We start from the raw sequence: 24,739 nt of genomic DNA, 5'->3' as shown, positions 1-24,739 counted from the left end.
AGACCCCTTATGCGAAAGATCGTTACTCTCGGGGCGCTGGCCGTGCTGGCGACCGCCTGTTCGGCCAACACCGCGGGAACCACCCAGGCCGCACAACCCGGCGGGGCCACCGGTGCCCCCGGCAAGGACGCTACGTCCGTCGGCTTCGTCTTCGTCGGCCCCAAGGACGACTACGGCTACAACCAGGCGGCCTACCAGGGCAGCCAGGAGGTGGCGAAGGCGTTTCCCGACCTGGAGGTCATCACCGCGGAGAACGTGCCAGAGGACGACAACGCCGCCCGGGTGATGAACTCGATGATCGCCAAAGGCGCGAAGATAATCTTCGCCACCTCCTACGGACACCTCGACGCGGCGCTCAAGGTCGCCGCCGAGCACCCGGACGTGGTGGTGGTCCAGCAGGGCAATCTGATCACCGGGGCCGCCCCGAAGAACGCGGGCACCTTCTTCGGCACCGTCTACGAGCCGGTCTACCTGGCCGGGATCGCGGCGGGCAAGGCCACGAAGACCGGCAAGCTCGGCTACGTCTACGCCTTCCCGATCACCCAGACGATCGACAACATCAACGCCTTCCAGCTCGGAGCCCAGTCGGTCAACCCGTCGGTGAAGACCTACACGGTCAACACCTCCTCCTGGTGCGACCCGGCCAAGCAGGCCGAGGCGGCGGCGAACCTGCTCAAGCAGGACGTGGACGTGATCACCCAGCATCAGGACTGCACCGCGACGGTCATCAAGGCCACCGAGGCCGCCGGGAAGTTCACCGTCGGCTACCACGCCGACGCCTCCTCGATCGCCCCCAAGGGCTGGCTGACCGGTTCCCAGTGGAACTGGGGCCCGCTCTACGCCGACATCGTGAAGACCGCACGGGCCGGGACGTTCACCGGGTCGAAGTACAACGCCAACTTCCGGGTCGGCTACAAGACCGGGGACAACCCCTTCGTGCAGTCGCCGTACGGACCGCCGGTCGACGCGGAGACCAAGGCGGCGATCGAGAAGGCGAAGGACGGGCTGGCCGCGGGTTCCCCGTTCGCCGGGCCCGTCGTGGACCAGACCGGCACGGTCCGCGTCCCCGAGGGCACCATCCCCGACTACGAGGTGATCGAGAAGATCGACTACTTTGTCGCCGGTGTCGTCGGCTCCCTGCCGAAGTCGTGACCTTCGTCGAGGGGACGACCCCGTACCCGTGGCCCTGGGACGGCGGCCTCGACCCGGCACGGCTGGCCCTGCTGGTCGTGGCCTGCCCCCTCCACCCGGGACGGGAACGGCCCACCGACGCCGATCACCCGGCCGAGACGCTGGCCGCGGCCGTGCGGCGGGCCGGAGGGCGGGTGCTCTCGGTAGGCGTACGGCCCCCGATCCAGATGTCCGTACGGCCGAGGCCCAGGCCGGTCGCGCCGGGGACGGACGATCCCGTGCTTCACCCCGGCCGGCTGATCCGGGCGGCCGGGTGGGACGGCTTCCACGGCAGTCGTCTGGACGCCGTGCTCCGGGGCGCCCAGCGGGATCTGCTGCTGATCGCCGGGTGCTGCCTGGAGACCGGCGTGCACTCCACGATGCGGGCGGCCAACGACCGAGGCTACGAATGCCTGCTCGTGACCGACGCCTGCACGAGCGCCGAGCCCGATCTCACGGCGGCGGCACTGTCCACGATCGAGATGTCGGGCGGGATCTTCGGAGCGGTCGGCGACAGCGGGGCCGTCGTGGAAGCCCTGCACACCCTGATGACCGAGAGGACGACCTCATGAGATATCCACAGATAGAGGCGGAGCCCTACGGCTGGCCGTTCAACGGAGGGCCGGACCCCGCCACCACTGCGGTGATCTGTATCGACTGGCAGGTCGACTTCTGCGGCCCCGGCGGTTACGTCGACCGGATGGGCTATGACCTCTCTCTCACCCGGGCAGGCCTGGAACCCACCGCCGCCGTGCTCGCGGCCGTACGGGAACGGGGCTTCCTGGTGATCCACACCCGTGAGGGCCACCGTCCCGACCTGTCCGACTGCCCGCCCAACAAGCTCTGGCGGTCACGCAGGATCGGCGCGGGGATAGGTGACCTGGGACCGTGCGGGCGGATCCTGATCAGGGGCGAGCCCGGGTGGGAGATCGTGCCCGAGGTGGCCCCGATCGAGGGCGAGCCGATCGTCGACAAGCCCGGCAAGGGCGCGTTCTACGCCACCGACCTGGATCTGCTGCTGCGCACCCGCGGGATCACCCACCTCATCCTGACCGGCATCACCACCGACGTGTGCGTGCACACCACGATGCGGGAGGCCAACGACCGGGGCTACGAGTGTCTGCTGTTGACCGACTGCACCGGAGCCACCGACAAGGGCAACTACGAGGCGGCGCTGAAGATGGTGACGATGCAGGGCGGGGTCTTCGGCGCGATCGCGCCCTCGTCGGCTCTGCTGCGGGCGCTCGGGGCGGGGGAGCGTGTCGGCTGAGCACGGGAGAGTCCGCGGGACCGGAGAAGCCAGGGAAGGCGGAAGGGCCGCAGGGACCGGGGAGAGCCTGGAGGTTTGGAAGGGCATGAAGGCCCAGACGGCGAGAAGAGGCGGAGAGGACCTGGCGGCCAGGGTCACCGAGATCTTCCGGAGGATCAAGGAGCGAGGCGACGACGGGGTGTGGATCACACTCAGGCCGGAGGAGGAGGTCCTCGCCGACCTGGCTCGGCTCGACCCCGACGGCCCGCTGTACGGGGTGCCGTTCGCGGTCAAGGACAACGTCGATGTCGAGGGACTGCCCACCACGGCCGCCTGCCCGGCCTTCGCCTATCATCCGGCACGTTCCGCTCCCCTGGTGGAGCGGCTGGTCGCGGCCGGGGCGCTGCTGATCGGCAAGACCAATCTCGACCAGTTCGCCACCGGGCTGTCCGGCACGCGCAGTCCCTACGGGGCGTGCGAGTCGCCGCTGGTGGCCGGGTTGATCTCAGGCGGATCCAGTTCGGGATCGGCGGTCGCGGTGGCCGCGGGGCTGGTGGACTTCGCCGTCGGCACGGACACGGCGGGTTCGGGCCGGGTCCCCGCGGCGATGACCGGGACGGTCGGGCTCAAGCCGTCCCGAGGTCTGGTCCCGACGGTGGGCGTGGTCCCCGCGTGCGCGTCGCTGGACTGCCCGAGCGTGTTCGCGAACTCGGTGTCCGTCGCGGCCGCCGCGCTCGCGGTCATGGCCGGGCCGTATCCGGGCGCCCCCTGGTCCCGGGAACTGCCCTCGCCCGTCCCCGTCGCCCCCGCGCGGGGGCGACGGATCGGCGTGCCCCGGAGTCCGGAGTTTCTCGGCGATCCGGGCGCGGCGGCGGGCTTCACCGAGGCGACCACGCGCCTGGCCGAGCTCGGTCACGAGATCGTCCCGATCGACCTGACGCCGTTCCTGGAAGCCGGGAGGCTGCTCTACGAGGGACCATGGCTCGCCGAGCGGTTCGCCGCGGTGGGGGACTTCGTCGCCGCGTATCCCGACGAGGTGCATCCGGTGACCCGGCAGGTGCTCGGATCCGGCTGGGAGATCACCGGGGTGGAGGTGTTCCGCGGGCTGCACCGGCTCGCGGAGTTGCGCGCGGAAACCGCCCCGGTGTGGCGGGAGATCGACATGCTGGTCGTGCCGACCGTGCCGACCACGTTCACCCTGGCCGAGATGGCCGAGGACCCCATCCGGCGGAACGCCGCCCTCGGTCTCTACACGACCTTCGCCAACCTGCTGGATCTGGCGGCGGTGGCCGTACCGGCGGGCATGACCCCCGCGGGCAGGCCCCACGGAGTGACCCTGCTGGCCCCCGCGGGCTCCGACGGTCTGCTCGCGGGTCTCGGCGCGGCCTTCCTCGACGAGCCCGCGGAACCCCTCGGTCCCGCGAAGTCCCTCGGGCCTTCCCACCAGGTGACGGAGACCTCCGCCTTCCCGGATCGGGTGGCCGTGGCCTCCCTCGCGAGCCGGACTCCGCCGGAACCGGCGGACGTCACGCTGCTGGCGGTGGTCGGCGCCCACCGCACCGGCCAGCCCCTCCACCCCCAGCTCGTCGCCCTCGGCGCGGTCCGCCACGGCCTGGCCCGTACGGCCTCCGCCTACCGTCTCCACGACCTGGGCGACCGTCCCGGAATGATCAGGGATCCCGCGGGAGCCCACATCGAGGTCGAACTCCACCGGATGACCCCCGAGGCTCTCGGCAGGCTTCTGGTGCGGATCCCGCCCCCGCTCGGCCTGGGAACCGTGGAACTGGAGGACGGCCGTCAGGTTCACGGCTTCCTCTGCGAGCCCCACGCGCTCACCCACGCCCCGGACATCACCGCCCACCAGAGCTGGCCCGCCTACCTTGATTCACGCCTTTGAGCCGCGCGGGCCGATCACCGCCGAGGGGGTCGACCACCTCCGGCCTCGGCCGGTGGGGGAGACGGCGGTCGTGCCCCCTCCGCTGTGAGACGGGTGAACGAACGCGGGCCGGTCAGAGCGGGGAACCGGACGGGGCGGGCGGCTGCCCGCCCGGTTCCCCCTCGATGTCGCGCCTGGCGAGCAGGGCCGCGTGGGTGGGGCCGTCCGGCACCTCGGCCGGCCTGCCGGCGGCGAACTCCCCGCGCAGTACCGGGACGACCTCCTCGCCGAGGATGTCGAGTTGCTCCAGCACCGTCTTGAGCGGGAGCCCGGCGTGGTCCATCAGGAACAGCTGACGCTGGTAGTCGCCGAAGGACTCCCGGAAGGTCAGGGTCTTGTCGATGACTTCCTGGGGGCTGCCCACAGTTACCGCCCACCGCCACCGTCGCACAGGCCACCACCGCCAGGACCCAGGTCAGTGAGTGGCGTCGTCCGCGCCGCGAGCGCGGATCGCAGATCAGCGCGAACCGGTCCAGAAGCTCCAACCGAGTGACGGCGGGTCAGCGCCTACTGGTCCTCCTCACGGGTAGTCGCGGTCAGATGGATCTCCACGGGAATGCCGAACGGCAGCGATGCGACGCCGATCGCGGTCCGGCTGTGCGCCCCACGGTCAGGCCCCAGGACGTCGATCAAGACGGCCGAAGCCCCATCGGCGACCGCAGGATGCTCGGTGAAGTCCGGTGTCGAGCGCACGAAGACCTGGACGTGCAACATCTGCTCCACGAGGTCGAGAGAGCCGAGTTCCTCATGCAGGCTGGCCAGCACCAGGAGCATCGTCGACTCGGCAGCAGCACGCCCCTGCTCCACGCTCAGGTCGAGGCCCAGGGTGCCCACGGTGGCCACTCCTGGCCCATCCACCGGCCCGTGACCAGAGGTGGCCAGCAGCTTCCCCGAGCGAGTGATCTCCTGGTACCGCCCCGCAGGGCGGGCAGGGGGCGGCAGGGTCCAGCTCCCTGTCGAGGTGACGACGGTGATCGGCTCGGGGTTCATCTGGCCCCCTCCATGAGGGGCCGCCAACCGAGCTCGCGGGAGAGCTTCCCCGCGAACTCGCAGACGGTCCCAGCGTGCTCGGCGACCTGATCCGGGCTCATCTGGTCGGTCACGAATGTGATGCCCAGGGCGGCGACGGGCTGAGCCTCATGGTCGTAGACGGCTGCCGCGACGCAGGTGATCCCGGCGGTGGTCAGGCCCGACTCGAGCGCATAACCCAACTCCCGGACCTGTCTCAGATCCTCGATGAGCTCGCTGACCGTCCGGGGACCCAATGTCGTGCGTCGCGGGAAGGGGTAGTCGCGGTAGAGGTCGCGTAGCTCCGCATCACTCGACGTTGCCAGCAGGGCTCTGCCAACAGCGGTCAGGTGGGCGGGCAGCCGGATGCCGGTCTCGGTGACGAGCTGGGTCATCGCGCTCCCGGTACGTTGCTGCTGCTTGTCGATGTAGAGCACCTCGGCCCCGTCGCGAACTGCCAGGTGAGAGGTGGTCGAGGTCGCCTGGCACACTTCGATCAGGATTCCGCGGCCTATCTCCTCCAACGGCCTACCCCGGCGATATGCGGCACCGAGCTCGAACAACGCCACTCCCAGCGCCCAGGTGCGCTTCACCGGGTCGTAGCGCACGAAGTTGCGGGTAGCCAGATAGTTGAGCAGCTGATGAGTGCTGCTCTTCGGGATGTTGCAGGCCGCGGCGATCTCCAAGGCTGTCAGCTGCGCATCCCTGTCTCCTAGGAGGGTCAACAGGTCGACGATGCGCTCAGCGGTACGCGACGTCGCCGGCGCTGCGATCTTCTGGGGCACACCACTCCTTAGGTTCGCGGGGACGATTGACCTGCCCGGTTTGTCCTGTCTAGGATTGCGGAGTCTAGTCTAACATTTGAGACAGTCTGTTCGAGACAGGGGAACCCAATATGACACGCCAGCTGACCGGCTTCGGAGGTCCGCTCATCGATGTACGTGGGGCGATCGACATGCACGTCCATTCGCACCCCGACATCTTTCCCCGACTTGGTGACGACATCGATCTGGTGACCGCGGCCCGCGACGCAGGACTCCGGGCGATGGTGATCAAGTGCCACCATGAGAACACCGTCAGTCGCTCCTACTTCGCCAACGGGGCCGTCCCCGGGATCGAGGTCTTCGGGGGCGTCGTGCTGAACTCCTATGTCGGGTTCGCGAACCCTGCAGCCGTCGAGGTGGCACTCAAGCTGGGCGGGAAGTTCGTCTGGATGCCGACCGTGGACGCCGCCTACCACGCCGAGGTCCACGGCGGCACCGGCACGCTGGTCGGACTCAGCGGCGGCCGAGTCGGCGGGCCCACCTATACCGTGCTCGACGAACACGGTGCCCTCAAGCCGGAGGTCATCGAGATCATCGGCCTGATCGCCGAACACAACGGCGTTCTGGCCACCTCGCACCTCTCCCCTGCGGAGATCAAGCCACTGCTGATCCGCGCCAAAGCCGACGGCGTGGCCAACGTGGTCATCACCCACCCCTTCTACAAGGCACCCGGCCTGTCCATGGACGAGCTCAAGGAACTGGTGCAGCTCGGCGGCATTGCCGAACTCGGCTACTGCGACTACTCGGCGATGTGGCATGTCGGCCTCGTCGAGGAGGTCGTCGAAGCGGTCAACGTGCTGGGTGCTGAGAACTGCGTGCTGGTCTCCGACTGCGGCCAGCGACACAACCCCCTGCCGAGTGAGGCGCTGCGCATCTACGCCCAGACGGTCTTCGAGAAGGGCGTGTCCGAGGAGGACGTCTACACGATGATTCGAGACGTGCCGGCTCGGATCCTCGGACTCGACAACGGCGCTCAGCCGCCGCGCCCAGCGGTGCCCTACTGGAGCCATGACGAGGACTGACTGTCGACGATCGCGCCAGAGCCCAATATCGAGATAGTTGACAGACCTGACTCCTCCCGCCCGGCCGGCTGCCCACCCGCCAGAGTCCGACGGGTGGACAGCCACGCTCAGCCGTCGGCACCCAGATATGCCCGGGCGATCAGGTCAGCGGTGGTCGGCCACACCTCGGCGTCGGCCATCACCACTGACAGCACTTCTTCCAAGTAACGATGCCGAGAGGGCTGGTTGGCAACGAAGGGGTGGATCGGCAGCGGCAGCACCCGCCCCGTCTGCGGCAGGTCGAGCTTGAGCTGGTCCAGCCAGTCCAGACACATCCGCACGTACTGCTCCCCGGGCATCGCCTTGTCCAAGAAGACGCGAATGTCATTGAGTTCCACCGAGTACGGCACCGTCACGAACTCCCTGAGCCCCGCGACCGCTCCCGGCTGATCATCGTGACACCAGTCCAGAGTGTAGTTCAGACCCAGATCGGCCAACAGCGGCAGCGTGGCCTCGGTCTCGGTTAGGGCGGGGCCGAGCCAGCCCATTGGCCGCGCCCCGGTCGCAGCGCAGAGCACGTCCAGCATCTGCTCGAGATGGGCTCGCTCCTCTGCGGGTGAGGAGAAGCCGGTGTGCAGCCGCGAGCGCGACGTGCCGTGCGCGACCCAGCACCAGCCGCGCTCGATACCGGCCTCGATCACCTCTGGGTAGTGCGCGCAGACATCGGAGTTGACGATCGCGGTCACCGGCACGCCCAGCCGGTCAACGGTCTCCACCAATCTCCAGATACCGACCCGGAGTCCGTAGTCACGCCACCCGTGGTTGAGGGGGTCGACAGGCAACCCGGCGGTCGCCGGGACGATCGAGGTCGACGGCACCCCCGGCACGAAGTGCTCCAGGTTGACTGCCAGATAGAACGCCACACTGGCACCCCCTGGCCAGTCCAGCCGCGGACGCGCCGGAAGCGCGGAGTAACGGTACGGCGGAAGCGAACCTGCGGGGATCTCCGACTCGGGATTCATCCATGACTCCAAGGGCGTCGGCACCGGTCCAGCCGCGACGACGACCGGACACAGGTGATTTCGAGGGTTGACCGGCCACCACACCACGGTTAGCCTGGGCGCCTCAGTCCAGAATGTCAGGCTTTTATCTAGAATATCAGACACTTGGGGTCGAGAGAAGGAACCATGCGTCCACGCCTTTGGGTCACCGCCCTCACTGCTGCAGTGCTGGTGATCTCACTCACCGCCTGCGGCGGTACCGAGAAGAGCTCCTCGGAGAAACTCACTGATATCGGGTTCCAGACCTCCTTCCTCTTCGGCGGCTGGGACATCCCGTTCTTCCTGGCCCTGGACAAGGGCTACTACCGGGACGAGGGGCTCAACGTGACCATTCGCGAAGGCACAGGCTCCTCGGCCTCGATCCAGTCGCTGCTGGGCGGCGCCAACCAGATAGTGGAGTCCGACGGAGGGTCGACGGCGATCCTCGCAGCCGAGGCCGGCGGGTTCGTCTCGGTCGCCACCTTGGCGGACAGATTCGGCTCCACCATCGTGTCCTACAAGTCCGACGGCATTCAGGAGCCGGCCGATCTCAAGGGCAAGAGCATCGGCATCTCGATGGGCGGCACCGACGCCAAGCTGCTGGACTCCTTCCTCAAGGTCAACGGGGTGGATCCGTCGACCGTCACCATCCAGAGCCTGCGACCCGACCAGAAGGCTCAGTACCTCAAGGCCCGCAAGGTCGACGCGATCACCTTCGTGGACTACTCCGCAGTCAGCATCGAGCCGTTGGAGAAGCTGAACCTGATGCGACTCTCCGAGCACGGGATCAGCCAGACCGGGCTGAACCTCGTCGTACGCAACGACTGGCTTGAGGAGCACCCCGACGCCGTGCGCGGCTTCCTGCGCGCCACCGCCAAGGCGTTCGCCGAAGCTCGTCAGGACCCGGGCCCCGCTGTCGACGCGCTGATGAAGCGGAGCCCGGTCATGCCTGCCGCGGCGGCCACCACACAGTGGAAGCTGTATCAGGAGTCGTTCGATCTGGATCCGGAGTCCAAGGAGAAGGGCTTCGGCCGGCAGTCCGACACCAGCTGGTCGGCCATGCTGGACAGCCTGCTCGGCGCCAAGCTCATCTCCACCACGAAGCCGCTGAGCGACTACTTCACCAACGACTACCTGTCGGGTGAACGATGAACCCGACCATCCCAGAGACCTCCGATGACGGCGGGCACTCGCTGATCGTCATCGGAGCCGGCACCGCAGGTCTTCCCTGTGCGATCGGCGCCGCCGCTGCCGGAGCCAAGGTACTCGTCATCGAGAAGAGCCACCGTATCGGCGGCACCCTGCACTACTCGACCGGGCATCTGTCTGCCGCCGGCACCTCACTGCAACGCAAGCGCGGGATCACCGACACAGTTGAAGACCACCTCGCCGACCTTGACCGGATCAGCCACTGCCTGTCCAGGGCCGACCTGGTCCGCCAGGCCGTCACCGCGGCGCCCGACGCCGTGGAGTGGCTGCTGGATCGTGGCTTCGACGTCGACCCGGAAACACCACGAATCCTCTACGGGCACGAGCCTTACTCGATCCCGCGCACCTACTACGGCCGTTCGGGAGGGCTCTCGATCCTGGAGGTTCTCCACGGCGAACTGGAGAAGTGGCAGCGGCGCGGTTCGATCGAGGTCTGGTTGGCGACCGCCGTAGTGGGCTTGCGAGCCACCGCCTCCTGCATCGAGATCGAAACCGAGGGACGCCACGGCAGTCGGCTTCTCACCGCCACCGAGGTGGTGCTGGCAACCGGTGGGTTCGCCAGCAGCCCCGAACTCCTTGCCGAGTTCGACGGGGCCCCGGCAGCCGTCTCCGCCGCCTCGCCGACCTCTACCGGCGACGGCCTTCTCCTCGCCCAGGAGCTTGGCGCTGCCGTCGCGAGCACCGGACGACAACTGCCCGGCTTCGGCTGCCTGGAGCATCCGGGGACTTCCGGCCGGATCGACCGAACGGTCGAGCGCGTCGCTTTGATCGCCCAGGAGCGGGAGCCGGCCGAGATCTACGTGACCGAACAGGGCCGCCGGTTCATCGCGGAGGACGACCCGAGCATCGATCGCAAGGAGCGTGCTCTCGCGGCACTTCCCGGCTGGCAGTTCTGGGCCGTCTTCGATGCCGCCGCACTGGAGCTGCCGGGGCCCCGGCTGGTCCCCGGCTGGTCGGTGGCGGACTTCACTCGCCACGCGAACACCCGGCCTGACCTGGTCATGGCCGACTCCATCCCCGGGCTGGCCGAAGCAGCCGGTCTCCCCACCGGACGGTTGAACACCACGATCGAGGACTTCGATCGGTTCGCCGGCGGAGCCGCCGACGATCCGCTGGGCCGCCTGCGCGGACGTCACCCGATCGGCCGGGCTCCGTACTTCGCACTGCGCCTGCGCGGACAGGTCTCGGTCTCCTTCGCCGGCATCGATGTCGACTCCCAGCTTCGGGTCAGGCGCACCGACGGCAGCATCATCCCGGGCCTAAGCGCAGTCGGCGAAGCGATCGGATGCGGCGCCACCGGGGGTGACGCCTACTGCGGCGGAATGATGGTGACTCCGGCGCTGAGCCTGGGCCGCGCCCTGGGAGAACGATTGGCGAACCGAGCCTGCGCTCCTCGGGACCGTTCGGTCGCCGACCTCCAGACTCCACCAGAAGAAAGAGCAGACCGATGAGCTATTCCGATCCGAGCGCGGTCGCCTTGGTCGAACGCTACCTCCAGCACTACGAGGACCGCGATCTCGACGGCGTCTTGTCGTGCGTCAGCACCGATTTCACCATCGAGTTCCCGGGTCCGGTGCTGTTCGGCTCCGTGGCACACCTGATGCACACCGCCGCACAGATGTTCCGCAGCCTGCGCAAGCATCGAGATCACTACGCCTGCGGCACCGACGACCAGGGGCGGACGGTGGTGACCTCGCGGGGCCGACTGTACGGCGAGTGTCATGACGGCAGCCGGATCGACGACGTCCGCTACTGCGACGTGTTCCTCGTGGCTGACGGCCTGATCGTGCAGCAGTTCGTCTTCAACGACATGGCCGTGGCCGCCCCCGGGTCCGTGCTTGGCATCGACCCGGCCTAGCTCCGTGCGTCCGACGCACGTTGGCACAGAAAATCCTATAAGTCTATTTTTGTGCTTATATGTCTGATATTTCAGATCTTTTGGAGAGGAAGTCCATGAATGCGGTAACCGGAGTCGGTGGCACCGACGACGGCAAGCACGTCGAGGTCGCAGACGACATCGTGACCCTGTCGGAGGTGTCGAAGACCTACCGGACGGCGACCGGCATCACTCACGCCCTGTCGCCGACGACACTGAACATTCGCCGCGGCGAGTTCTTGTCGGTCGTGGGCCCCTCAGGATGCGGCAAGTCCACCTTGCTTACGATGATCTCCGGTCTGGTGCCACCGAGCTCCGGCGAGGTCCGTATCGATGGTCGGCTCATCGACAAGCCCTACCACCAGTGCGGGATCGCCTTCCAGACCTCCGTGCTCCTGGAGTGGCGCTCGGTCCTGGACAACGTCCTGCTCCAATTCGAGATGCGCGGCATCGACCCGGCGCCGCATCGGGACAAGGCAATGGCCTTGTTGGACTCCCTCGGCCTGGAGGGCTCGGCGCGGCTCTACCCGCGCGAGCTCTCGGGCGGAATGAAGCAGCGGGTCAGCATCGCCCGCGCCCTGATCCATGATCCTCAGCTACTGCTGATGGACGAGCCGTTCTCAGCGGTGGACGCCCTCACCCGCGACCAGCTCTCGATGGACCTGCAACAGGTATGCGTGGAGCGCGGCCGCGACCTGACGGTGCTGTTCATCACCCACCACATCGAAGAGGCGGTCTTCCTCGGCGACAGGGTGCTGGTGATGACCCCCCGGCCGGGCATGATCGCCGAGATCATCGACATCGACCTTCCCCGGCCGCGTCGCCTCGAAGACACCGGGCGCGAGAAGCAGGCTCAGTACGCCGCGCACATTCGCGAGACCTTCACCCGAGTCGGGGTCTTCCGTCAGGCCAAGACCGAGCAGCCCGAAGGAAACACGGCATGACCGAGGAAGCCCGCCTGCGCAGACGCGCCAAGATCATCAATCTTCTCTCGACTACGGGCTATCCCACCGCGCTCTGCCTCGTCCTGCTGGTGCTGTGGCAGATCCTGGTACCCGCCTTCAACGTCAAACCGGCGATTCTGCCGGTTCCCAGCGACATCGTCTCGGCGGGTTGGGAGAACCGGTCCCTGATCCTCGAGCACACCTGGCCGACTCTGATCGAGACCGTTGCCGGCTTCGTGATCGCGGCCGTGCTGGGCATCATCGTCGCGGTCGCCATCACCTCCGTACCGGCTATTCACAAGACCATCTACCCACTCCTGGTCGGCTCCCTGGTGGTGCCAAAGATCGCCGTGGCTCCGTTGTTCGTGATCTGGTTCGGCTTCGGCTACACCTCGAAGATCATCATGGTGGTGCTGATCGCCTTCTTCCCTGTCGTGGTGGACATGGCTCTCGGCTTGACCTCCATCCCGTTGGAACTGCGGATGCTGAACCGCTCGATGGGCGCCAGCCGCTGGCGGGCGTTCTGGAAGATCTCGTTCCCATTCGCTCTCCCGAACCTCTTCGTCGGTCTGAAACTCGCGATGGCGCTGGCCATCATCGGCGCGATCGTCGCCGAATTCGTCCAGTCCTCCCAGGGCCTCGGGTACCTGCTCCTGCAGGCCAACAGCACCCTGCAGACCTCGTTGTTCTTCGCCACCATCGTCGCGCTCACTGTGCTGGGCGTAGCTCTCTACATGGTGATCGAGGTCCTCGAGTCAATCATCCTGCGCACCCGTAAGCGCTGAGTCGCACAAGAAAGGCACACATGAACATCATTGGGTCTACCCAGGGACCGGTGCGGCGTGGCACGACGCTGCTCAGGACCCTCCTCACCGCAGTGTTGGCGCTCGCCCTCACCGCCTGCGGCAGCGGGAACAGCGAAGGCGCCACCAAGATCGGCTTCCAGACCAGCTTCTTGTACAACGCTTGGGACGCCCCGTTCTTCCTGGCGCTGGACAAGGGCTACTACAGCGACGAAGGCCTGGACGTGGAGATTCGCGAGGGCCAGGGCTCCGGCGCGGCCATCCAGTCGCTTCTCGGCGGCGCCAACCAGATCGTCGAGGCCGAGCGCGCGGCCATGTCGATCCAGGCGACAGAGGTGGGCAACCTGGTTTCGGTGGCCGGCCTCAAGACCTCCAACGGGTTGGCGATCGTCTCCAACAAGGACCGGGGCATCAAGACTCCGGCGGACCTGCGCGGCAAGACGATCGGCATTACCTTGGGCAGTAGCGAATCGGGCATCTTGCCGGCGTTCTTGAAGCAGAACGGCATCTCCCTGGACGAGGTCAAGATCGAGAATCTCGCTGCCAGCCAGAAGGCCCAGTTCCTCGCCGCGGGCAAGGTCGACGCGATCAGCTTCGTGGACTACTCCGCGGTGAGCATCGCTCCACTCGACGAGCTGAACATGATCACCTTCACCGACTACGGCCTGACCCTGCTAGGGACCGGCTTGATCACCACCACCGAGTTCGCCAAGGACCATCCCGACGCCGTCAAGGCATTCAACCGAGCCACGATGAAGGCGTTCAACGAGGCGATCGCCGACCCGGATGCGGCCATCGACGCCCTCCTCAAGCGCACCAAGGTGCTCAGCCGCGACGCGGCCATGACCCAATGGACGCTGTACGTCAAGGGGGCACCGAAGCCCTTTACCGGCGCCCAGGACGCGGCTGAGTGGACCGCGATGCTGGCCAGTCTCAAAGACGCCGGAGTGATCAAGGCGCCGAAGCCGACTGATCAGTACTTCACCGACGACTTCGTCTCCTAGCCCCGGCCTTCCGACTTCCGCCGGACTTATCCACCATCCGGCCCGTTCCCTGGGAGGAACCCGTGTCCGCTCTGCCCTTGTCATTCGCCTGCGGCTCCTACGACCGCACTCGCGCCCTGCGCGACGGCCGAGTGCCGGTGCATGGAATCGACCTGAACTCGATGGAAATCGGCCCGGTCGAACTGTTCTGGCGGCAACTGCGCCATCTGGAGTTCGAGATAGCCGAGATGTCCCTTTCGGCGCACATCATGGCCACCGCGAACGGCACCTCGCCGTTCGTCGGGCTGCCTGTCTTCCCTTCGCGAGTCTTCCGCCGCGCCTACGTCTTCCTGCACGCCGACGCCGGGATCACCCGCCCCGAAGACCTCGCCGGCAAGACCATCGGCGTCCCGGAATATCACATGACCGCAGCCCTGTTCATCCGCGGCTTCCTCAGCGACGACCATGGTGTCCGCGCCGAGCAGGTCCAGTGGGTGCAGGGCGGCCAGGAGGTTCCCGGACGGCTTGAGCGGATCGAGCTGAACCTGCCCGCGTCGATCTCACTGCGGCACGAGCCCGACCGCGGTCTCGACGAGATGCTCGTCGACGGCGCCATCGACGCGTTGATCACCGCATCTCCCCCACCGAGCTGGCTGGCCGGGAACCCAGCGGTCACCAGGCTCTTCGCGGACCCGCGGGCCGCCGAGGTCGAGGCGTATCACCGTACCGGGATCTTCCCGATCATGCACATGGTCACCGTCCGCCGAGACGTGGTCGAGCGGGCACCCTGGGTGCCGGGCAACCTGGTCACCGCCTTCGCACAGGCCCGCGACCTGGCCTACCAGGAGAGCCGCGATCACGGAGCATCCTCGAACATCCTGCCGTTCTACCAGCTCGAGCACGAGCGGACGCTCCGCGAGTTCGGCGAGGACTACTGGCCCTACGGCGTCGAGGCCAACCGGGCGACCCTCGAGGCCGCCGTACGGTACTCCTACGAGCAGGGCCTCTCCCAGCGGATCTGCGACATCGAAGAACTGTTCAGCCCGGCGCTGCTTGAGAAGCACCGGGTATGACCGAGAGCAACGGCTGGATCCATGGTGACCATCAGGCGAACGTACGCCGCACGTTGGCGGCGGTGGAGCACCTCGAGGACCGGGTCAGCGCGTGGGCGCACCTGGACCGTTCCGGGCTCCTCGCGCAGGCCGATCGCCTCGGCCAGGACAACCAGCCATCGGCCGAGCAAGGACTGCTTCGCGGCCTCCCTCTGGGTGTCAAGGACACCATCGACGTCGCCTCGATGCCCGCCGAGCGCGGCTCTGCCGCCTTCGCCGGCCGACGCCCGGAACATGACGCGGAGGTTGTGCGCCGTGCGCGCGCCGCCGGCGCGCTGATCGCCGGCAAGACCGTCACCACCGAGCTCGCGGTCACTTTCCCTGGCCCGACCACCAACCCGCATGACTCCGCCCGGACACCCGGCGGCTCTTCCAGTGGTTCTGCCGCGGCTATCGCGGCCGGCATGGTTCCACTCGCGCTCGGCACCCAGACAATCGCTTCGACTCTTCGTCCGGCGTCGTTCTGCGGCGTCGTCGGATTCAAGCCGACCCATGGCCGAGTCCCGATCGACGGAGCCTTGTCAATGAGCCCAGAGGTCGACACCATTGGGCTGCTAGGGGCGGATGCCACCTTGGTATCGGCACTCTTCAGCGCGGTAGCCGACTCAGTGCGGGATGTGTCACCGATGCCACGACACCCAGTGGTCGGTGTGCTGCGGACCCCCTGGTGGCACCATGCGGAGCCCAGCTCCAGGGCTGCTGTCGACGACACCTGCGACGCGCTGGCCGAGACCGGCGCCCAACTGCGGCAAGTGGATCTGGACGCCGAGCTTGTCGCCGTCATCCCCGCTCATTGGGACGTGGTGCGCAGCGGCATCGCCCGGCAGATGGGGGCGGTCGCCCGAGCACAGCCTGAGCTGCTGAGTCCGGAGCTGCGGCAGGTCGTTGACCTCGGTGCCGCGATCGACCGGCGAGTGCTTGAAGGCGCGCGACGGACGCTGAGAGATCTCGCCACCACAGTCGCCGACCGACTCGGGGAGTGCGACGTGGTAGTCACGCCCTGCGTCGTCGGTGAGGCTCCCCGCGGGCTGACCTGGACAGGCGATCCGATCTTCTGCCAGCCCTGGTCCGCCTTCGGGTTCCCGGCCATCTCCCTCCCCCTGGCTGTCGGAAGCGCGGGACTGCCGATCGGCGTACAGTTCGTCGCCGCTCCCGACCGGGATGAACACCTGCTCGCCTTCGCACGGGCATGGATGGAACGTGATCCGAGGATGGCACGCCGATGACCCTAGCTCCGCGCCCCTGGATCTTCGACGTGCCGGCGTACGTGCCCGGCCGCCCCGCGAGGGACGAGGAAGGCTCGTTGGCCTCCAACGAATCCCCCCTCGGCGCCTCACCCGAGGTGGGCACGTCGATCGCTCGAGCGATCCGTCGAATCCACCGCTATCCCGACCCATTGGCAAGCGAACTCAGGTCGGCATTGGCCGACTACCATCGCGTCGACCCCGAGCAGATCCTGGTCGGCAACGGCTCCGACGAACTGATCGTGCTCGTCGCCACGGCGTATCTCGCTCAGGGTGGGCACGTGGTGACCGCAGATCCTGCTTACCGGATCGACGAGATCAGCGCCAGGCTGGTTGCCGGCACGGTGACCGGCGTGCCCCTGGTCAACGGGGTGCACGACCTCGACGCGATGGCCAAAGTGGAGGCCGACATCGCCTATGTGGTCAACCCGCACAACCCGACCGGAACCGCTCACCAACGACCGGAGATCGAGAACTTCCTGCGAGCGGCACGCTCTACGTTCACGATCGTCGACGAGGCATACATCGACTTCTGCGACGAGCCCGAGAGTGCCTCGGCGGTAGGTCTGCTGGATCTCGGCGGCTTCGCCGTGCTGCGTACCTTCTCCAAGGTGTACGGCCTGGCCGGTCTGCGAATCGGCTACCTGATCGCGCCGACCGAGGTGATCTCGATCCTGCGGCGCGTACGCACGCCGTTCTCTGTCAACAGCCTGGCGCAGGCAGGTGCTCTGGCCGCGCTGCGGGATAGGGCGCACTTCACCCGAGTGCGCGAGCATGCGATCAAGGCGCGTCTGGAACTCGTCGACGAACTCCGGGCCATTGGCCTCCAGCCCTACCTCTCCCAGGCGAACTTCGTCTTGGTACCGGTTCCGGACGAGAGCGCCGCAGCGGCCCACCTGGGCAGCCACGGGGTCCAGGTCAGACCCGGCACCGCATTGGGCGTTCCCGGCCACCTCCGGATATCGGTCCCGACGCCGCGGGGAATGGACCGCCTCCGCGCGGCTATCAGGACTTTGTCAGTTGGAGGTCTCAGGTGAGACGATCTCCGGGCGGCTCCGGCTGAGTCGACTGAGGCGCGTGGCCGTCTCAAGGACTTCGCAGGCGAAGCGTTCACCGCGTTCACCCGTCGCGACCGGCGGGCCAACGGCGGGTTGTACCTGCTTGGTCTGATCCTGGATGGCCGGCGCAAGTCAATGGTGCCGATGGCTGAGCGGCTGGGGGGATCACCGGCGGCTGCAGTAGTTCATCACCTCCTCGACCTGGGACTACACGGCGGTACGGCGTCGCCTGGCGGGCTGTGCCGCCGACCTGGTCGGCGCGGGCATCCTGGACAGCCGGAGCGTCAAGACCGTTACCTGCCCCCGCCGCCTCAGATACGGCGCTGCCCGGCCCGCCAGACGGCGGCGACGAGGGGGACGCCGGGGCGGTAGGCGAGGTGGACGTGGGACGGGGCGTCCAACAGGACGATGTCGGCGCGGGCGCCGGAGGTGATACGGCCAACATCGGTACGGCGTAGGGCCGCGGCACCACCGGCGGTCGCCGACCAGACCGCCTCGTCCGGAGTCATGCCCATCTCCCGTACCGCCAGGGCTATGCAAAAGTGCATGGAGCTGGTGAACGACGAGCCCGGGTTGCAGTCGGTGGACAGGGCGACGGTGACGCCCGCGTCGAGGAGACGACGCGCATCCGGATACCGCGCACGCGTGGAGAACTCCGCTCCGGGAAGGAGCGTTGCGACGGTGTCGCCCTGCGCAAGGGCGTCGACGTCGGCATCGGCGAGGTGGGTGCAGTGGTCGGCGGCGGCCGCCCCGAGTTCGACGGCGAGTTGGATGCCGGGACCATAGGACAGCTGGTTGGCGTGGATCCTCGGCATGAGCCCGCGGCCGGTTGCGGCCCTGAGGATGGCCCGGGCCTGGTCACCGTCGAAAGCGCCATCCTCACAGAAGACATCGGCCCAGCGGGCGTGCGGCGCGCAGGCGTCCAGCATCGGGCCGGTCACCAGGTCCACGTAGGCGGCCGGGTCGTCCGCGTACTCGGGAGCGACGATGTGCGCGCCGAGATAGGTGAGCTCTTCGGTGTGAGCGGCAGCGATGCGCAGAGCACGTGCCTCGTCCTCGACCGTGAGGCCGTAGCCGGACTTGCACTCGATGGTCGTCGTTCCCTGGCGCAGCGCTTCGGCGACGTAACGGGCGACGTTGGCGTCCAGTTCCGCGTCGGTCGCGGCGCGCGTGGCGGCGACGGTGGAGCGGATGCCGCCCGCGCTGTAGGGACGGCCGGACATTCGGGCGGTGAACTCAGCGGTGCGGTCGCCCGCGAAGACCAGATGCGCGTGAGAGTCGACGAAGCCGGGAATGACGGCGCGGCCGTCGGCGTCGACGTGGTCGTCGGAGGCCGGGGCATGGGCCGTCGGGCCGACCCATGCGATGAACTCACCGTCGATGACGACTGCGGCGTTCTCAATCGTGCCCAATGAAGGATCGTTGGTGAGCAGGCTGCCAATGTTGGTGATGGCGGTGGCCATGGGCAGGTCTCCGTTCATCCGCGGCAGGCTTGGGCGATCGCGTCAGCCAGGGCAGCGGGGACGTTTTCGACGAGCTGGTGGATGCCGTCGCGGACGATGGTGCGACCGCCCACCACGACGTGGCGCACGTCGGCAGCGGACGCGGCGAAGATGGCGATCTCCGCACCGAGTCCGGGCGGCGGGCCGGCGGTGCGTACCGAGTCGAGGGCGATGGTGGTGAAGTCGGCGAGCGCGCCCGGTTCGAGTCGGCCGGCTTCGTTCCAGCCCAGGGAGGCGTGCCCATCCTCGGTGGCGGCCCGCAGGAGCTGGGCAGCGGTCCAATGGCCGCGGCGCCGTATGCGCAGCCGTTCGTTCAGCTCCACCGCCCGCGCCTCTTCGAAGAGGTCGATAACCGCGTGGCTGTCGCTGCCCAGGCTGAGCGGCGATCCCGCATGGGCGAGGGCGGCAGCCGATCCTATCCCGTCCGCAAGGTCCCGCTCTGTTGTCGGGCACATGCAGACAGTGGTGGAGGACTCGCCGAGCATGCGGACGTCCTCGTCGGTGAGGTGCGTGGCGTGGACGGCCGAGGTGCGGGGTCCGAGCACCCCGTGGTCCTCCAGAAGCCGCGTCGGTGTGCAGCCGTAGGCTTCGAGGCAGGCTTCGTTCTCGGCGGTCTGCTCGGAGAGGTGAATGTGCAACGGGGCGTCGCGGTCGCCGGCCCACCGGGTTATCGTGGCCAATTGGCTCGCGGGCACAGCGCGCACCGAGTGGATCGCCGCGCCGACCCGAGCGTGCTCGCGCCCCTTGAGTGTTGATGCGCGCGCTGCCCAGCTCTCCGCGTCGCCGTCACTGAACCGGAGCTGATGCTCGTTCGGCGCGGCACCGAAGCCCGAGGACAGGTAGCACGTGTCAAGGAGCGTGATCCGGATGCCGGCCTGGGCGGCGGCCTCGATCAACACCTCGCCCATCGCGTTCGGGTCGGCGTACGGCATGCCTCCCGGCGCGTGGTGGAGATAGTGGAACTCCCCTACGCAGGTGATGCCGGCGAGCGCCATCTCGGCGTAGACCGCGCGGGCCAGGGTTAGGTAACCTTCCGGGTCGAGACGGCTTGCCACGCCGTACATGATCTCGCGCCAGGTCCAGAACGTGCCGGAACGCCCCTGCGCGGTGCCGCGCAGAGCGCGGTGGAACGCGTGCGAGTGCGCGTTGGCGAGACCGGGGACAGTCAGGCCGCGCAGGACGACGGCACCGGGCGGCGGCGCCGCGACGCCCTTGCGCACGGTGGTGACGCGACCGTCGGCGACCTCGATGACGACACCGGATTCGACGGCGGCGCCGACCCATGCGTGCTCGGCGAAGTACGTCACCCGCATGCGAGGCCCTCCAACACGTCGGCGAGTGCGGCGACCCCGGCGAGACAGTCATCCTCCAGTGCGCTCTCTGCCGGGGAATGGGAGATCCCGGTGGGATTGCGCACGAACAGCATGGTGGTGGGGATGGCCGCGGACAGGATTCCCGCGTCGTGTCCGGCGCCCGTGGGCAGGACCGGCACCTGGTACGGCCGGCGCTCGGCCAGTAGTCCGGCGACTTCGTCCCGCAGCCTGTGTGCGAACTCCACGAGGGGCGTGAACGACTCGCGGGTGACCGCCACATCGATCCCGTCCCGCTCACCCCATTCCAGCGCTGCACGCTCGATCCCGGCGACGACGGCGGCCAGGGTCTCCTCATCGGCGGCGCGGGAGTCGAGCCAGCCACGCACCAGACTCGGGATGGCGTTGACGCCGTTGGGCTCGACGGACACCTTGCCAAAGGTGGCCAGCGCCCTCGCCGCCCGGGCCTGGGCCCGGGCGGCGAGGACGGTGTTGGCGTAGGTCAGCATCGGATCGCGCCGGTCTTCGATCCGAGTGGTTCCGGCATGGTTCGCCTCACCGCGGAAGTCGAACCGCCAACGCCCATGCGGCCAGATCGCGGACGCGACACCGACCGGTGAGGGCGTCTCCGCGAGGTAGCGACCCTGCTCGATATGGAGCTCGACGAATGCGCCGATGCGGGAGAGCCGTTCGGGGTCCGGGCCGATGGCGTCGGGGTCGTAGCCCGCGCGCTCCATCGCCTGGGCGAGCGTGACTTCGTCGTCGTCCCGCAGCTTTCGCGCCTGCTCGGGGGTGAGCTGTCCGGCCGTGAGTCGCGAGCCGACGCAGGCGAGACCGAAACGGGCGCCCTCTTCGTCCCCGAAGTTGACGACCGCCAGCGGCCGGTTGAGCATGGCCCCGCGCAGGCGCAGCTCATCGAGCGCGGCGAATGCGGACACGACGCCGAGCGGACCGTCGAACGCGCCACCGTCCGGCACCGAGTCCAGGTGGGAGCCGGTCACGACCGCGTCGCCGGCTGCGGGGTCGCCAAGCCACGCCCACTGATTGCCGTTGTGGTCGACCTCGTAGGTGAGCCCGCGCGCCTGCGCCTGGGCTTGAAACCAGGCGCGGCAGTCCGCGTCGGCCGCCGTCCAGGCGAAGCGGCGGTACCCGCCGGAGGCGGAACCGCGGCCGATCGGCAGCAGCTCCGCCCACATCTGGTGGAACGTGGCGGACATCAGCTCTCTCCCATGGGCACGCGGACTCCGCGCTCGGTTGCGACCTCGTTCGCGCGGTCGTAACCGGCGTCGACGTGCCGGATGACGCCCATGCCAGGGTCGTTGGTGAGCACCCGGCGAATCTTTTCGCCGGCCAGGGAGGTGCCGTCCGCGACGGTGACCTGGCCGGCGTGGATCGAGCGGCCGATGCCGACTCCGCCGCCGTGATGGATGGAGACCCAGGACGCACCGGAGGCAACGTTGACCATGGCGTTGAGCAGCGGCCAGTCGGCGATGGCGTCCGAGCCGTCGAGCATTGCCTCGGTCTCTCGGTACGGCGAGGCGACCGAGCCGCAGTCGAGGTGGTCGCGGCCGATGACGATGGGGGCGCTCAGTTCACCGCTGGCCACCATGTCGTTGAACCGTTCGCCGGCCTTGTCGCGTTCGCCGTAGCCCAGCCAGCAGATGCGCGCGGGCAGGCCCTGGAAGCGGACCTTCTCTCTCGCCATCGCGATCCAGCGCGCGAGCGACTCGTTCTCGGGGAAGAGGTCGAGGACAGCGCGGTCGGTGGCGGCGATGTCCTTCGGATCCCCCGACAAGGCCGCCCAGCGGAACGGGCCCTTGCCCTCACAGAACAGCGGGCGGATGTAGGCGGGGACGAAGCCGGGGAACGCGAACGCCCGATCGTAACCGGCGAGCTGTGCCTCGCCGCGGATCGAGTTGCCGTAGTCGAAGACCTCGGCACCGGCGTCCATGAAGCCGACCATGGCCTCCACGTGCCGGGCCATGGACTCACGGGCCCGCTGCGTGAAGTCGGCCGGCTTCTCGGCCGCGTACGAGGCCATGTCGTCGAAGTCGACGCCGATCGGGAGGTAGGACAGCGGGTCGTGGGCCGAGGTCTGGTCGGTCACGATGTCGATCGGCGCGCCGTCGGCGAGCAGGCGCGGCAGCAGGTCGGCGGCGTTGCCGAGCAGGCCGATGGACAGCGGGCGCCGGGCGTCACGCGCCGTAGTGGCGAGTTGGAGGGCGTGCTCCAGACTCTCGGCGCGCACATCCAGGTAGCGATGCTCGATGCGCCGTTCTATGGCACGCGGGTCGCAGTCGATGCAGATGGCGACGCCGCCGTTCATGGTGACGGCGAGCGGCTGGGCTCCGCCCATGCCGCCCAGGCCGGCGGTCAGGGTGATCGTCCCTGACAGAGAACCGCCGAACCTTTTCGCGGCGACGGCCGCGAAGGTCTCATACGTGCCCTGGAGGATGCCCTGGGTGCCGATGTAGATCCAGGAGCCGGCCGTCATCTGCCCGTACATCGTGAGTCCGAGCTGCTCCAGACGCCGGAACTCCTCCCAGTTCGCCCAGTCGCCCACCAGGTTGGAGTTGGCGATGAGCACGCGCGGCGCCCATTCGTGGGTGGTCATCACGCCGACCGGGCGGCCGGACTGGACCAGCATCGTCTCGTCCTGCTTGAGCGTCCGCAGGGTGCGGACCATTGCCTCGAAGGATCGCCAATCACGGGCGGCCTTGCCCGTACCGCCGTAGACCACCAGATTGTCCGGGTGTTCGGCGACCTCCGGGTCGAGGTTGTTCTGCAGCATTCGCAGCGCGGCTTCCTGCTGCCATCCCTGAGCGGTGAGACCCGAACCACGAGGAGCGCGGACTGGGCGGGCGCCTTTCATAGTGTCTTCCCTGTCTGAACTTTCATAGTGTCTTCCCTGTCTGAAGTCGAAAGAGTTTTCAGTGCAGCGGTCCGGTGACCGACTCGGCCGCGGCGAGCGCCTGGCCGGAGGCCACGTAGCCCACGGTCGATTCGATTTCGGGAGCGAGATAGCGGTCGGTGCCGGGCCCAGGCACGTGCTGCCGAAGTCCGGCACGCACCGCCGCCGTGGCCGGCGCGGGAGCCAGGGACGCGCGCAGGTCGAGGGCGCGGGCGGCGGTGAGCAGCTCCACCGCGATCACCTGGGTGAGCCCGTCCACGGCACGACGCAGCTTGCGCGCCGCGGACCACCCCATCGACACGTGGTCCTCCTGCATTCCGCTGGAGGGAATCGAGTCGGCCGATGCCGGTACCGCCAGGCGCTTGAGTTCGGAGACGATGGCGGCCTGGGTGTACTGGGCGATCATGTACCCGGAGTCCACTCCCGGATCATCGGCCAAGAAGGCGTTCAACCCATGGTTGCGCGCCACGTCGAGGAACCGGTCGGTACGCCGCTCCGCGATGGAGGCGACGTCGGCGGCCGAGATCGCGAGGAAGTCCAGGACGTAGGCCACCGGGGCGCCGTGGAAATTGCCGTTGCTCTCCACCCGGCCGTCCAGGGTCACCACCGGGTTGTCAATGGCGCTGGCCAGTTCCCGGGACGCCACCAGTTCAGCGTGCGTCAGGGTGTCCCGGGCCGCGCCGTGCACCTGCGGCGAGCAGCGCAGCGAATACGCGTCCTGCACCCGGGTGCACTCCGGGCCGCGGTGGCTGGCCACGATCGCCGAACCAGCCAGCAGGGCGCGCAGATTGGCCGCGCTGGCGGCCTGGCCCGGGTGCGGGCGCAGCGCCTGCAGATCGGCGGCGAACACCGCGTCGGTGCCCAGCTGCGCTTCGACACTCATGGCCGCGCTGATATCGGCGGTTCGCAGCAGCTTCCGCAGGTCGTGGCAGGCCAGCACCAGCATGCCGAGCATGCCGTCCGTGCCGTTGATGAGGGCGAGGCCCTCCTTTTCCCGCAAGGTGACCGGCTTCAGGCCCGCAGCGGCGAGGGCCTCTCCGGCCGGGCGCAGCACGCCGTCGGCATCGCGTACCTCGCCCTCCCCGGTGAGCGCGAGCGCGCAGTGCGCGAGCGGGGCCAGATCGCCGGAGCAGCCGAGTGAGCCGTACTCGCGCACCACCGGGGTGATGCCGGCGTTGATCAGGTCGGCGTAGGCGCAGGCGGTCTCCAGCCGAACCCCGGTTCTTCCGGTCGCCAGAGTCGACAGCCGCAGCAGCATCAACGCCCGCACGACCTCGCGTTCCACTTCGGGCCCAGAGCCCGCGGCGTGCGACCGTACCAGGCTGCGCTGCAGCTGAGCGCGCAGCTCCGCCGGAATTTGCCGGGTAGCCAAGGCCCCGAAGCCGGTCGAGACGCCATAGTGCGGCTTGGCATCCTCGGCGAGCCTCTCAATCACATTACGGCTACGAGTGATCTCGTCCCCCGCCTCGGGCGTCAGAACCACTCGTGCGCCGTGGCGGGCGACCGACACGACATCGTCGGCGGACAAAGGGCCGACTCCTATGACAACTTCAGGCATG

Annotated in this window: 23 protein-coding genes and 1 pseudogene; 15 read left to right on the top strand and 9 right to left on the bottom strand. The window is 68.2% G+C overall.

Translation table 11 applies throughout. The annotated features are described in order from the left end of the window. The first annotated feature begins 9 nt into the window (after positions 1-9). The 4 genes from OG884_RS36940 to atzF all read left to right on the top strand — a co-directional run bounded on the left by OG884_RS36940 (position 10) and on the right by atzF (position 4,316). The gene (locus OG884_RS36940; RefSeq protein WP_326640693.1) at positions 10-1,152 is read left to right on the top strand and encodes a BMP family ABC transporter substrate-binding protein; all 1,143 of its coding nucleotides are present in this window, start codon (positions 10-12) and stop codon (positions 1,150-1,152) included. Next, the gene (locus tag OG884_RS36935) at positions 1,149-1,742 is read left to right on the top strand and encodes an isochorismatase family protein (RefSeq protein ID WP_326640691.1); all 594 of its coding nucleotides are present in this window, start codon (positions 1,149-1,151) and stop codon (positions 1,740-1,742) included. The genes OG884_RS36940 and OG884_RS36935 overlap by 4 nt, the downstream gene beginning before the upstream one ends. Beyond that, positions 1,739-2,440, top strand: a complete 702-nt coding sequence (biuH, locus tag OG884_RS36930; RefSeq protein ID WP_326640689.1) for a biuret amidohydrolase — start codon at positions 1,739-1,741, stop codon at positions 2,438-2,440. Before OG884_RS36935 ends, biuH begins: the two co-directional genes overlap by 4 nt. A gap of 85 nt (positions 2,441-2,525) precedes the next feature. Beyond that, on the top strand, positions 2,526-4,316 hold the full coding sequence (gene atzF, locus OG884_RS36925) for an allophanate hydrolase (protein ID WP_326640686.1): 1,791 nt from the start codon (positions 2,526-2,528) through the stop codon (positions 4,314-4,316). Positions 4,317-4,428: 112 nt separating this feature from the next. Here atzF and OG884_RS36920 read toward each other — a convergent pair. The 3 genes and pseudogenes from OG884_RS36920 to OG884_RS36910 form a co-directional block, all read right to left on the bottom strand. Then, positions 4,429-4,725: pseudogene (locus OG884_RS36920) on the bottom strand (5,10-methylene tetrahydromethanopterin reductase); the annotation flags it as partial. Between the two features lie 137 nt (positions 4,726-4,862). After that, positions 4,863-5,345, bottom strand: a complete 483-nt coding sequence (locus OG884_RS36915) for a RidA family protein (RefSeq protein WP_326640685.1) — start codon at positions 5,343-5,345, stop codon at positions 4,863-4,865. Next, positions 5,342-6,148 carry an IclR family transcriptional regulator gene (locus OG884_RS36910; protein WP_326640683.1) on the bottom strand — a complete coding sequence of 269 codons (807 nt, stop codon included), beginning with the start codon at positions 6,146-6,148 and terminating at the stop codon, positions 5,342-5,344. Before OG884_RS36910 ends, OG884_RS36915 begins: the two co-directional genes overlap by 4 nt. 110 nt (positions 6,149-6,258) lie before the next feature. Here OG884_RS36910 and OG884_RS36905 point away from each other — a divergent pair, with 110 nt between their 5' ends. Beyond that, positions 6,259-7,209 carry a DUF6282 family protein gene (locus tag OG884_RS36905; protein WP_326640681.1) on the top strand — a complete coding sequence of 317 codons (951 nt, stop codon included), beginning with the start codon at positions 6,259-6,261 and terminating at the stop codon, positions 7,207-7,209. Between the two features lie 107 nt (positions 7,210-7,316). Here the strand turns inward: OG884_RS36905 and OG884_RS36900 are convergent, their stop codons facing one another. Further along, on the bottom strand, positions 7,317-8,111 hold the full coding sequence (locus OG884_RS36900; RefSeq protein ID WP_326640679.1) for a polysaccharide deacetylase family protein: 795 nt from the start codon (positions 8,109-8,111) through the stop codon (positions 7,317-7,319). A gap of 264 nt (positions 8,112-8,375) precedes the next feature. Here OG884_RS36900 and OG884_RS36895 point away from each other — a divergent pair, with 264 nt between their 5' ends. The 10 genes from OG884_RS36895 to OG884_RS37795 all read left to right on the top strand — a co-directional run bounded on the left by OG884_RS36895 (position 8,376) and on the right by OG884_RS37795 (position 17,829). Continuing rightward, the gene (locus tag OG884_RS36895; RefSeq protein WP_326640677.1) at positions 8,376-9,380 is read left to right on the top strand and encodes an ABC transporter substrate-binding protein; all 1,005 of its coding nucleotides are present in this window, start codon (positions 8,376-8,378) and stop codon (positions 9,378-9,380) included. Beyond that, positions 9,377-10,888: an FAD-dependent oxidoreductase gene (locus tag OG884_RS36890; RefSeq protein WP_326640676.1), complete on the top strand. Its 1,512-nt coding sequence runs from the start codon at positions 9,377-9,379 to the stop codon at positions 10,886-10,888. The genes OG884_RS36895 and OG884_RS36890 overlap by 4 nt, the downstream gene beginning before the upstream one ends. Next, a complete protein-coding gene (locus OG884_RS36885; RefSeq protein ID WP_326640674.1) occupies positions 10,885-11,295 on the top strand; it encodes a nuclear transport factor 2 family protein in 411 nt (136 codons plus the stop codon). The genes OG884_RS36890 and OG884_RS36885 overlap by 4 nt, the downstream gene beginning before the upstream one ends. 95 nt (positions 11,296-11,390) lie before the next feature. Continuing rightward, positions 11,391-12,257 (top strand): ABC transporter ATP-binding protein, encoded by an 867-nt coding sequence (locus tag OG884_RS36880; protein ID WP_326640673.1) that lies wholly within the window; start codon positions 11,391-11,393, stop codon positions 12,255-12,257. Next, positions 12,254-13,042 (top strand): ABC transporter permease, encoded by a 789-nt coding sequence (locus OG884_RS36875; protein WP_326640671.1) that lies wholly within the window; start codon positions 12,254-12,256, stop codon positions 13,040-13,042. The genes OG884_RS36880 and OG884_RS36875 overlap by 4 nt, the downstream gene beginning before the upstream one ends. 20 nt (positions 13,043-13,062) lie before the next feature. Next, positions 13,063-14,064 (top strand): ABC transporter substrate-binding protein, encoded by a 1,002-nt coding sequence (locus OG884_RS36870; RefSeq protein WP_326640669.1) that lies wholly within the window; start codon positions 13,063-13,065, stop codon positions 14,062-14,064. Positions 14,065-14,126: 62 nt separating this feature from the next. Further along, a complete protein-coding gene (locus OG884_RS36865) occupies positions 14,127-15,116 on the top strand; it encodes a hypothetical protein (RefSeq protein ID WP_326640668.1) in 990 nt (329 codons plus the stop codon). Beyond that, positions 15,113-16,381, top strand: coding sequence for an amidase (locus OG884_RS36860; protein ID WP_326640666.1), 1,269 nt, complete (start codon positions 15,113-15,115; stop codon positions 16,379-16,381). The genes OG884_RS36865 and OG884_RS36860 overlap by 4 nt, the downstream gene beginning before the upstream one ends. Next, positions 16,378-17,436, top strand: coding sequence for a histidinol-phosphate transaminase (hisC, locus tag OG884_RS36855; RefSeq protein WP_326640665.1), 1,059 nt, complete (start codon positions 16,378-16,380; stop codon positions 17,434-17,436). Before OG884_RS36860 ends, hisC begins: the two co-directional genes overlap by 4 nt. A 114-nt stretch (positions 17,437-17,550) precedes the next feature. Then, the gene (locus tag OG884_RS37795; RefSeq protein ID WP_442811605.1) at positions 17,551-17,829 is read left to right on the top strand and encodes a hypothetical protein; all 279 of its coding nucleotides are present in this window, start codon (positions 17,551-17,553) and stop codon (positions 17,827-17,829) included. Here the strand turns inward: OG884_RS37795 and hutI are convergent. The 5 genes from hutI to hutH are packed head-to-tail and all read right to left on the bottom strand — an operon-like array spanning position 17,769 to position 24,738. Then, positions 17,769-18,938, bottom strand: a complete 1,170-nt coding sequence (gene hutI / locus OG884_RS36845) for an imidazolonepropionase (RefSeq protein ID WP_326640663.1) — start codon at positions 18,936-18,938, stop codon at positions 17,769-17,771. The genes OG884_RS37795 and hutI overlap by 61 nt on opposite strands. Then, complete coding sequence (locus tag OG884_RS36840) at positions 18,935-20,272, bottom strand: formimidoylglutamate deiminase (RefSeq protein ID WP_326640660.1); 1,338 nt, start codon at positions 20,270-20,272, stop codon at positions 18,935-18,937. The genes hutI and OG884_RS36840 overlap by 4 nt, the downstream gene beginning before the upstream one ends. After that, the gene (locus OG884_RS36835; RefSeq protein ID WP_326640659.1) at positions 20,263-21,486 is read right to left on the bottom strand and encodes an allantoate amidohydrolase; all 1,224 of its coding nucleotides are present in this window, start codon (positions 21,484-21,486) and stop codon (positions 20,263-20,265) included. The genes OG884_RS36840 and OG884_RS36835 overlap by 10 nt, the downstream gene beginning before the upstream one ends. After that, the gene (gene hutU, locus OG884_RS36830) at positions 21,486-23,141 is read right to left on the bottom strand and encodes a urocanate hydratase (protein WP_326640657.1); all 1,656 of its coding nucleotides are present in this window, start codon (positions 23,139-23,141) and stop codon (positions 21,486-21,488) included. The genes OG884_RS36835 and hutU overlap by 1 nt, the downstream gene beginning before the upstream one ends. Before the next feature lie 58 nt (positions 23,142-23,199). Beyond that, on the bottom strand, positions 23,200-24,738 hold the full coding sequence (gene hutH, locus OG884_RS36825; protein WP_326640655.1) for a histidine ammonia-lyase: 1,539 nt from the start codon (positions 24,736-24,738) through the stop codon (positions 23,200-23,202). Between the last annotated feature and the right edge of the window lies 1 nt (position 24,739).

The organism is Streptosporangium sp. NBC_01755, from assembly GCF_035917995.1.
GTDB lineage: Bacteria > Actinomycetota > Actinomycetes > Streptosporangiales > Streptosporangiaceae > Streptosporangium.
Note: the sequence above shows the minus strand (reverse complement) of the source record. Positions and strands in the feature narration are given on the sequence as shown.